Genomic DNA, 10394 nt, shown 5'->3' with positions numbered 1-10394 from the left:
ACCGTGCCGGCAGCCTGGCCGACAGCCGTCGTGATCACCGGCGAATCGTTGGTCCCGGTGATCGTGATCGTCACCGTCTGCGTGTCGGTGCCGGTATGGCCGTCGTCGGCCTTGATCGTGTAGGTGAGCGTCAGAGTCTCGCCTTGGGCAAGGAAGTCGAAGGCTTGCGGTGTCGAGTTGAACGACCAATTCAGATTGTGCGTGTCGGTCGGACTGGCGGCAAGCGAGGCCGGCGACACCGTCAGCATGCCGAGCACCGCGGCGCTGTTCAGACCGCCCGTTGTGCCGGCGAGCGATACAGATGTCACGCTAGGAGTCACCGTATCGGAGAGGTCGGCATCGTTCACCGTCAGGGTGCCGCTCTTCATCAGGGCTGCATTGGTCTCGGTCAGCGAGGCTGTAGCGCTGTCGCCGGCGCCAACGGTGATGTCCGGCGCGTCATTGGTGCCGTTGATGGTGATCGTCACCGTCTGCATGTCGGTGCCTGTATGGCCGTCGTCGGCCTTGATCGTGTAGGTGAGCGTCAGCGTCTCGCTGACAGCCAGGAAGTCGAAGGCTTGTGGCGCCGAATTGAAGGTCCAGCCCAGATTGTTGGTTTCGCCAGGGTTAGCCGTCAGCGAGGTCGGTGAAACCGTCATCATGCCGATGACGGCGGCGCTGTTCAGGCCGCCAAGGGTGCCGGCGAGCGACACTGAGGCGACACTTGCGGTTACTGTGTCGGAGACGTCAGCGTCGTTCACAGTCAGCGTGCCGCTCTTCGTCAGAGCCGAGTTCGTCTCGATCAGCGACGCGGCCGCGCTGTCGGTCGTCACCAGATGGATATCGGGCTTGTCATTCGTGCCGGTGAACTGAACGGTGGCAGTGGCCCAGCTCAGCGTGCCGTTGCCGAGTTGAATAGCGTAGGTCACCTTATCGACGAGAACCTCACCCGCAGAAAGTGCCTGTAGCTGCCCAGCGATACTCGCCGTGTCGTAGTGGATTGTGCCATCGCTGGCCATCCAGATCTTGGCTCCCAAGAAGCTTGTGTCGGTGGTCCCGGCGGCTCCCGAACTATCAGTAGAATATGTCGTATCCCGCGTGAGCAGATCTGCGGGAGCATATGTCTTGGTTGCGGTCGACAAACTGTCTGCGTTGTCGATGGAGTAGAGCTGTTTGGCTGCGCCACCCAGATCATTCGCCAAAACGTTCAGGACAAGGACCCCGGTTGCATCTTCCGAATAGAGGAAGGTGTCGTCCTTTGCCTGCGGTGTATTGGAGAATGACGCTGTGGTGCCGCCGGCACCGGTGACCTGAGTAGCCATTTTCAACCCCTGTTTCTGTAGCAGACGCCCCAACGCCTGTTTGTTAATAGTCCTGTACGACCACGCTCTGTCCGAGCATCGATCCCAAAGTCGCCACGCAGCTGGGTTGAAAGCGAGTGCGGCGCATCATCAGCGAGCCTGCCGGACAAGCAGTGCCGGCTGGAGCTAGCGGATGATGATCGCATGATGGCGGCTGCGACGGCGTTGTCGCAGCGCTGCGTCTCCCAACCCAATTGCATCGCCTAAATCGCCGGTTTCCGATCAAGAGATTTTAGACAATGCTTATATTAGGAGATTATTAACTCTACTGGCAAGCAAGCGTCAACGTCCAACTTGGGCGAACAGTTAATATTCGAGCATGAAGGAGCTACAGCCACCCGGATCGGCTTGTGAGATCAAACGAGTGCACGCCGGAAATGGCCCAGCGCGGCAGAAGATGCGGGGCAGCGTAACGAGAGCCCGCCAGTGCACTAACGCTGGACCTTGATCGCTGCCACGGTCGAGCCGGACATCCGGAAGTTTCGCGCTCCAACGCAGATCACTCCGAGGATGACAAGGCGCGAAGCAGACCTTGCCTTTGTGCACGCCGTTTTACGCCGTATCCCCCTTCTTAAAGGTCTTTACCTCGTAAGGGACTTGGGCAGATCGGACTTGCCAGATTGGAGATGAAGAATACCAGTTCAGCGAAAGTGAGACACGGACACGAGAACAATTCTCGATGGCGAAAATCGCCGCCGAAACTACGCGATTGCCGCTCCTTCACTCCCACTCGATTGTTTCTAACTCAAGTAGGTCATTGATCTATCTCGGTTTTTTCTTATTTGTGACGCGCAACGCCGACCTATAGGCCGCCAAAATGTTACGCTTTTGATTTTAAAACGAAAATCGCCGCAAAAAATATTTTGAGGTTGCACCAACTATCGGGACCAATCGGGCGATTTTTTGCTCCTGGCGGAGTCCGAGGGCGGCGCCATAGAGTTTCGAAAAGTACTGTCACCACTCCAACAAAGGTATTCTCGTTGGAAATCAATGATCACGGGCAGGCTTATAGACGCGGCTATCCCGTTGAAAACCAGAAACTTTCCCGCTGGCCGGATGCGCGACAGCGGTAGGCTTCGGCTGCGGTAGGGGCGCTTCAGTTCGATTTGGTGTCGAATTCGACCTTGCATCGCTGGCCGGCGGGCAAACGGTTGCCGGCATTGGGCAGCATGATGCGCACGCCGAACGTCCTGCTGGCAGCGTCCAGCACCCTGTCGATCACCTGAACCGTGCCGACCTGGACTTCATCGCGCGGCTCGCTGACGGTCACCTTGACGGCGAGGCCGACGCTGAACTTGCTGTATTCGCTGTCGGCGACGAAGGCTTCTACGCTCAACGGGTCGAGCTGTGCGATCGTGGCCAGTTTCCCGTTCTGGTCAAGGTATTCCCCGGCATATAGCTTGCGCTCCATCACAATACCGTCGATCGGGCTGAAGATAACCTTCTGGCCCAGCACCGTTTTTGCTCGAGCGAGTTCGAGTTCGAGAATGCGCTTGCGCGTTTCGGCGAGGGCCACTTCGCGCTTGGAAACCTCCATTTGCGCGACCGCTTCCTCGACGGCATCCTTCGAGGCGACGTTCAGACTGGCCAACCGCTTGGAGCGGTCCATGCGGCTTAAGGCCAGTTGATAGCGTGCCTGCTGAGCCTCGATTTCTGACGTGTTGGCCGCCTGTTCGGACATCAAGTCAACCGTTGACAGCTCGGTGCTTGCATTCATCCGGGCCAGGATTTGACCCTTCTTGACGATGTCGCCACGATCGATCAGTACCTCCTCCAGAAGGCCAGGTACAGGGCTGCCTACACCCACCACGATCGAAGGGTTGACGACGCAATCGAACGCCGCTGCATGAGTTGCGCCAGCCAGAAACACGGTGCCTATGGAGAAGATAGCTCGCAGCATTTAACGTGGCTCCCTGCCCGCCGCGGCCTCTCCAGCCGCCAGCCCAAGTCTATTCGGATTTGCCGGAGAAGGCGAGCAGCACACCCAGCCGCCGGTCCTGATCGAGAAGGTCCTTGCGCTCCGATGCGTGCGCGCGTTCGGCGCGCATCTGCGCCACCCGAAACAGCGCAAGCGCGGCGCGGCGCCTGAACCAGCCTTGACGCCGGCTGGCCCACTCGACAAGGCGTGGCGGCGCGAGATCGAGGATCGGATCCTCCAGCGAAAGAATGGCCCGCGTTGACCCCCGGTCTCCCTTGCGCGCCGTCCGCCCCTCCATCTGCCGGTCGATCCGACGGGCATCATGGCGCTCGCTCAGCACGACATGAAGCCCACCCATTGCCAGCGCCTCTGGATCGACCTTGATGTCCACGCCGCGCCCGGCCATGTTGGTCGCGACCGTCACCGTTCCGACACGACCCGCGCCCGCAATGACATTCGCCTCGTCCGCGCTCTGTTCGGCATTCAGCACGGCATGCTCGATGCGGGCGCGGTCGAGACACGCGCTGAGTTCCTGCGACGCCGAGACCGAACGCGTGCCGATCAGTACCGGCCGTCCGAGGGTCCGCATCGTCTCAACCTCCTGCACGATGCGGTTCCATTTCTCCTCGCGCGTCGCACATACAATTGGCGCGAGCTTCGCGCGCCGGGGCGGCACATGGGTCGGCACGGCGAGAACCGACAGCCCGTAGACGGCGCCCAGTTCGCCTTTGACCTCGTAGGCTGTGCCGGACATGCCGGCGAGGCGCAGATAGCGACGAAAGAAGCGCTGATAGGTGATCCGCGCGGCGGTGCGTTTGCGCGGCGTCACCTTGCAGCCCTCCTTGAATTCGATCAACTGATGAAGGCCATCGCTCCAGGTGCGGTCGGCCATGATGCGTCCGGTGAATTCGTCGACGATCTGGACTGTCTCGTCGGCGACCAGATAGTGTTCGCCGCGTCGGAAAAGCAGCAAGGCGGAGAGTGCTTGCCTGGCCGATTCCTCGCGTCGGATGCGGTTGCGCCAGAATCCGTCGGCCGCCTCAGCGCGCGTCCAGAGCCTGTCCTTGCCTGCTTCCGTCAATTCGATACGGCGCCGGTCCGGCAACAGCAAATAGTCGACATCCTGCTGAAGGTCCTCGACCAGACGAAACGTCTTTTCCGCCCAGTCGCGTTCGTCGACGGAGTTGCTTTCTTGGGAGATGATCAGTGGCGTACGCGCCTCATCGACCAGCGCGCTGTCGGCTTCGTCGACGATTGCCAGGTGCAGACCGCGCATGACCGTTTGCGAATTCTCATTGCCGACCTGGCCGAAGCCGCTGAGCTTGCGGTGCAGCAGCCCGGTTCTTTGGCCAAGCGCCATGCGATCGCGCAGGTAGTCGAACGTAACCTCTTTGTTGCTCGCATAGACAATGTCCGACGCATAGATTCGTGGCCGCCCTGCCCTGTCGCCACTCTGGATCAGGCCCGTGGTCAGGCCGAGAAAGTCATAGACGGGCTTGAGCGTCGCAAGGTCGCGTTCCGCCAGATAGTCGTTCACGGTTATGACGTGAACCGGCGTGCCAGCCAGCGCCGCTGCCGATGCGGCGAGACCGGCGGTGATCGTCTTTCCTTCGCCGGTCGCCATTTCCGCCACCCGCCCGTCAAGCATTGCGAGGCCGCCCAGAATTTGAACGTTGTGGTGGCGCAGTCCGAGCTTGCGCCAGGATATCTCGCGCACGATCGCGAAGCATCGTTCGATGTTCGCCTGGGTGAGGCCGCCGCGACGCATCACCCCGCGGAACGCCGCGACCCGCTCGAGAAGCTCAACTTCGGTTATGGCCGCATAGTCACGCCCCAGGACCTCGATGCGAGGCAGTGCGCGATACATCCGCCTGAGCCTCGCTCGCTCCCGTAGCGGCGAGGTCACGCCGACCAGCCACTGATCCAGCCAGTCGAGGAATTTCGGCGCCGGGTCTTCCCGCTCGGCGCCGAGATCGAGGGCGGGAAGCAAGACGCCGGCCGGTTGCCCGGCCGCAGTCAAGCTCCTACTCCACTACGCTCGAGTGATATCCCGGTCGTCACCTGGTCAAGCCTGCTGCCCACTATCCTCGGCCTCGGCCTGCAGCCCGGCATCCGCGCTTCGTCCACCGCCTTTGTGCGCCGGCGATTTGCCGTTTTCCCGTTTCGCTTTGGCGGCCTCTGGTGCCGGTTCCGGTTTGTCCTCCACGTCCAGGGCCGGGGCAGGCATCCGCTCCAGCATGTTGGCGAAGTGCCGCAAGGAGTGGAGGTGAAGATAGGTGCACTCCAATTCGTCATTTCCGAACAAGGCTTGCAGGTCGGCGACATCGATTGCCTTCAGCTTCTCCCGGTCGACCGTCATGAAGCCGGCCAGAGAATGACGCTCGCCGCTGTTCAAATTGAACTGCGCCTGCATCGGCTGCAGCAACCCGAGCGACTTAAGACGATCGCAATATTGCTTGGTGCGCTGAAAGCGCGATTGATAGTCCTGAAGGAAGCCAAGCACCTCTTTCAGGTAGCGCGTCTGCTGTCCGTCGCTGTCGAACAGGCGCTCGCCGCGGCCCTCCCGGTTGATGCCTTCAAAGCTCTCGTCGATGTTGAGGATGAACGTTCGGCCGCCGGCATCGGAAGAGAAAACAAACGGATAGCGCCGAACGAACGCCGGAACATACTTGCCGCTCCAGTTGCCGGCATCGTCTACATAAAGGTTTTCGGTCTGCTTCACGCCGAGAATGACCGCCGGCATGATCGAGTGTTCGGTGCCCGCGAAAACGATCGGGTACTCCGCCGCTGCCTGCGCGAATTCGACAGCCGTCACCGGTACCGAATTCACGTTTCGGGCGAAGCTGTAGGAGTGACCCGCCTTGATTGAAACATCTCTGTGGCGGTCTGAGGTCACCGGCTTTGTGTCTTGGTAGAAAAGAAGTTGAACAGTCATGAGAACTCTCCTCGAGGTTAAAACGGCCAATCGTCGTTTATACAGTATATATCGGCACTGAATCCGAAGTATTGTCTCTCGTTTATTTGTATAAGTAAATAATTTATCGAATTTTTGGTGCACTCATCAGGCGATCTAGTTAACTTAATCCAAATATTAACTCCTCCGGTAGCGCAGGTCATACCTTGTAGACCCGCAGGAAAACCTGTCTGATCCAGCGATAGGTCCGTTCGTAAAGCGGGACATTGCCGTGAAAAAAACGGACGTAGATTCGCCCGCCAATGCGGTCGATCTTGCTTGGATTGGCCAGCGCCAGTTCCAGATGCATCAAATTGGCAAGCACCCGCTTCTGCGCATGATCGGTCGGATCGAGTGAGAACTGGCCACCGCCCACCGTGCTCAATGCGGCGTTCGGCAAAGTCGCGGTCAACGACGGCACTTCGCGTATGATCTTGGCGGAATGGGAAACCGACAGGTCTTCGACGAAGCGCACGTCGACGAACTCCGTATGGTTGCGAACCAGGTCGGCGTCGCCCTCCGGGATCACGGCGCGCAATGTCGGCTGGTCGAACCGCGTCACATAGGCCAGCGTCTCGCCACGGCGCACAAACTTGCCTTCGAGATCATTTGAAGAGGGAACGATCAGCGTTCCACTTGCCTGAGCCCGGACTGTCAGCGCCTCGGCACGGTCGCGGGCCAGGACCAGGTCGGCGCGCGCCAGCCTGAGTTCTTCGGCCACCACTTTGGCGTTGACCTTGTCCGAGACGTCGAGCTTTTCGAGGCGGCGCTCAAGCTCCCCGACCCTCAAATCCAGCAGGACGGTCCGCGCCTCCAGCATAGGGTCTTCCAGCCGCAAGATCGGGGCGCCTCGCTCAATCCGGGCGCCGGGCGTCGCGACAATTTCCGCCACAACGCCATCGACACCGGCATTGACGACGCCGTCGCCCGGCAGCCAGACGACTCCCTGCGCGGCGGTCGCGTAGGGTAGCGGGATGACAAAGAACGGCAAGGCTACCAGTGCGAGGCTGGCTGCAACGACGGCGAAGGCCCTCCCCCTCGTTTTTCTCAGGGATGGGCTCGTGAACAGGAACCACAATTGGCGCGCCAGCGGCACGCCAACCATCAGCACCAGCGCCCACCCAGCCATCATCATGCCGACGACAAAGTAACGCTGGCTGACCAACGTGACGATCGCCACCATGACGCCGATCCGGTAGAAGAATGACGTGACGCCGTAGCTGAACAGCCAGAACTCTTCGCCCTGTGCGGTTGCCGGCGTTTCGGCGCTTTCGATACCGAACAGATAGTGCTGAACCAGATAGCCGAGATATTTGGTCGCGCGCTGACCAAGGTTCGGTATCTCGAGAATGTCGCTCAGGACGTAATAGCCGTCGAAGCGCAGCAGTGGATTGCCATTGAACAGCAAGGTCGAGACGCCGCCGATGAGCATCACGTTGAATGCGAAGGCGCGCACCAATCCGGCCTCGGCGTTCAGCCAGACGATCAGCGCCAGACAGGCCAACAACCCCTCGACGACAATGCCTGCCGCACCCACCAGGGCGCGCTGCCACTTGTCCCGGAATGCCAGGCTCTCCGACGCGTCGACGTAGGGCACCGGCATGAATACGAGCAGCATCACGCCGATCTCGTGCACTTCGCCGCCCCAACGTTTGACGGCGTAGGCATGCCCCAGTTCATGCAAGGTCTTGATAAAGGGGTAGGCGATCAGGATCAGGACAATATTCTCGGCCGAGAGAACCCTGTCAGTCACGTCGCCGGTCAGCGCCTGCCAATTCATCGCAGCAAGGAAAATCGAATAGCCAACCAGCGCGAGGAAAGCGATGCCGCCCAACCAGGATAGGAACGGCCGCACCAGCGGATAGGTCGCGTTCAGGAACTCGTTCGGATCGAACAGCCCGACGCGAATAGCCAGCGGATTTGCGAATTTCGACAGAAGTTTACGGTTGTGCTGTTTGCTGGCGCGGTCGGCGATTTCCTCAATGTCGGGTGGAATGTCGCCAAACAGCACATCCGAGGCGTGAAGCTGCCCCAAAAGGCGGATCACCGCGTCTTGTGTTATGATCTTTTCGTGGAGGCGTTCGCAGGCGCTGTCCCACACTTCTTGCATGGTCCGCCGGCCGGTCATCAGGCTGATGATAAAATAGGCCTCCGGCGTGAAGCGATGGAAGCGGCCTGAGGTCCGATCCTGCATTACATACCAGACCTGGTTACGGAAGATCGTGCGGTGGATGCTCACTTGGCTCCGCAGCCGGGCCTTCAATTGCGCGACGCGATACCAAGACGAACTGAAATAGCTCCCGTCCATGGTCAGCCCGCCCAGCGCCAGAGGGTCAGGCGCAGCCAGTCGATCATCTTCTGGGTGTAGACGAAGAACAGCAGCCGTTCATCCACATGGGTCTTGCTGACGCCCTCCATGCCGGGGCGCAGCCGCTCGAGGGATCCGGCGAGCGAAGCTTCGACCATGAACGAGTTGCGGCCGTTGCCCTGTCGCGAGACAGACGTGATCTGTTCAATCTTGTATGGCAGCGGTTCCCTCGGCAACGCGCTGACCCGCAACTGGCCGGTTTGGCCGATCTTGATGTCGTCGATGTCGCTTTCGTCGACTTCCAGGACAACGCGGTAAGAATCGAGCGGCGCGATGTGAAACAATTCCTGGCCACGCTCGACCGCCGCGCCGACCGACTGCGACAGATCGCCGGAGACAATGAATCCATCAAACGGCGCCACCAGCCGGGTGCGCCGCAGCTGTTCGTCAATCAGCGACAGCTGCGCGTCCGCCTGCTTGATCTGAGCCTCGATGATCTGGCTTTCGGCACGCTCGCCACGCGCCAGCGCGCGGTCAAATTCCGTTTCCTTCTGAGCCTTGGTGGTGACCAGCCGCAGCCGCTCGAAATTCAGATCCTGATCGTCAAGCTGCGCCAGCACCTGATCCTTGCGCACCGTTTCGCCTGCCTTGGCGAATTCCGACAGGACATAGCCGCTGAATGGGGCAACGATGGTTCGCTGCACCGAACCTCGAATGACAGCAGGCGCAGTTACCGCATAGGGCGAAGTGGCGACGCTCAGATAGGCCGCTATCGCCACCGCGGCCAGCGTCGCAATCTTGCGCCCGATAAAGCGCGGGCCAAGCAGCCTCTTGATCTGGATCCAGCCCGCTTCGATCGCCTTGGTGAAGATCGTCCGGTCGTTACGGCGTTTTTCCTCGAGCACCGGTCCGACCACGGCCGCGACTGCATCGCAAAGATAGATCGTCTCCTGGTCAAAGCTCGCGTCGGCGGGCCGCAGGAAGGTGAGCGCGCCCGTCATCGTGCCGTTGCTCTGCAGCGGCACGGTCAGGGCAGCGCCGTTCTTGTACTGGCGTGTCAAGGCTTCGTGCGCGATGCTGACCCGATATTCCTGACCCTGGCGCGGTGGCGCGACGACCACGGCGCGCTGGTCGATTGCCTCGTCCATCGCCGCCGCGATGTCGCGCATGAAGCTGACCTTGCCGTCGAATGCCGCCGAATGCGACACCGCCGCAACGCGCGTCCAGCGCCGGCGCATCACGCCGACGGCGACCGGGTCGCAGTTCAGCCGCATGGCAAGTTCGGTGACGAGGGCGGTGCAAGCGCCCTTGTACCGCTTCTTCTCGATCACCGCCGCCAACATATCGAACGCAAAGCGGCTGCGCTGCGCGGCCTGTTCGCTCTGATCGCTCATGCCACGGCGCAGATGCACCTCCACCCAGCCGCAAGCCCACTGGATCTTGCGCATGATGTCGGTGAAGGCAGCGTCGTTTCGCTTCACGGCAACGGCACAGGCTCCGAACAGATGCCCGTCGATGAGGATGGGTGACGCGATGATCTGTGTGTTGTCCGCCGGACCCGATACACTGACGCCCTGACGCTTTCTCGTGGCCATCTCGGCGGCGGCGAGAAGTCCACTGACCGGCGACTGTGAGTTCGGCCATGCAGCGGCCAGCACATAAGGCCCGGTATCGGCTTCCCCGAGCACCAGGGCTGCTGCCGAGGCATCGGCAATCTGGCGGCACAGAAGGCCCAGCCATGCACCGATGAACTCATCCGACGTTCCGGCCGCACGGAAGCGTGTCCACAGCGCCTGGTCCAGAACACTGTAGCTGACGATGCCGGCATCATCCAGCATCCTGTGGGTATCACCTTCAAGGATGCTATCGGCCATG

General features: G+C 60.7%; 6 protein-coding genes. All 6 read right to left on the bottom strand.

Translation table 11 applies throughout. The annotated features are described in order from the left end of the window. Positions 1–1301, bottom strand: a 1301-nt coding sequence (locus LB571_RS24770) for a VCBS domain-containing protein (RefSeq protein ID WP_224598784.1), incomplete at its 3' end; no start/stop codon positions are given. Between the two features lie 1135 nt (positions 1302–2436). Beyond that, a complete protein-coding gene (locus tag LB571_RS24765; RefSeq protein ID WP_140617581.1) occupies positions 2437–3240 on the bottom strand; it encodes an efflux RND transporter periplasmic adaptor subunit in 804 nt (267 codons plus the stop codon). Positions 3241–3289: 49 nt separating this feature from the next. Beyond that, the gene (locus LB571_RS24760) at positions 3290–5278 is read right to left on the bottom strand and encodes a prepilin peptidase (protein ID WP_140617582.1); all 1989 of its coding nucleotides are present in this window, start codon (positions 5276–5278) and stop codon (positions 3290–3292) included. Between the two features lie 45 nt (positions 5279–5323). Next, positions 5324–6193: a SapC family protein gene (locus LB571_RS24755; protein ID WP_140617583.1), complete on the bottom strand. Its 870-nt coding sequence runs from the start codon at positions 6191–6193 to the stop codon at positions 5324–5326. Between the two features lie 178 nt (positions 6194–6371). Continuing rightward, positions 6372–8474 carry a peptidase M50 gene (locus LB571_RS24750; protein ID WP_224598782.1) on the bottom strand — a complete coding sequence of 701 codons (2103 nt, stop codon included), beginning with the start codon at positions 8472–8474 and terminating at the stop codon, positions 6372–6374. 47 nt (positions 8475–8521) lie between these two features. Then, positions 8522–10393 carry an HlyD family efflux transporter periplasmic adaptor subunit gene (locus tag LB571_RS24745; RefSeq protein ID WP_224598780.1) on the bottom strand — a complete coding sequence of 624 codons (1872 nt, stop codon included), beginning with the start codon at positions 10391–10393 and terminating at the stop codon, positions 8522–8524. Between the last annotated feature and the right edge of the window lies 1 nt (position 10394).

The sequence above is a fragment of the Mesorhizobium sp. BR1-1-4 genome, assembly GCF_020165375.1.
Classification (GTDB): Bacteria; Pseudomonadota; Alphaproteobacteria; order Rhizobiales; family Rhizobiaceae; genus Mesorhizobium; species Mesorhizobium australicum.
Note: the sequence above shows the minus strand (reverse complement) of the source record. Positions and strands in the feature narration are given on the sequence as shown.

Excerpts from the sequence above, each read along its gene's own strand:
- LB571_RS24765 (WP_140617581.1), bottom strand. The coding sequence starts at position 3,240 with ATGCTGCGAGCTATCTTCTCCATAGGCACCGTGTTTCTGGCTGGCGCA.
- LB571_RS24755 (WP_140617583.1), bottom strand. The coding sequence starts at position 6,193 with ATGACTGTTCAACTTCTTTTCTACCAAGACACAAAGCCGGTGACCTCA.
- LB571_RS24745 (WP_224598780.1), bottom strand. The coding sequence starts at position 10,393 with ATGGCCGATAGCATCCTTGAAGGTGATACCCACAGGATGCTGGATGAT.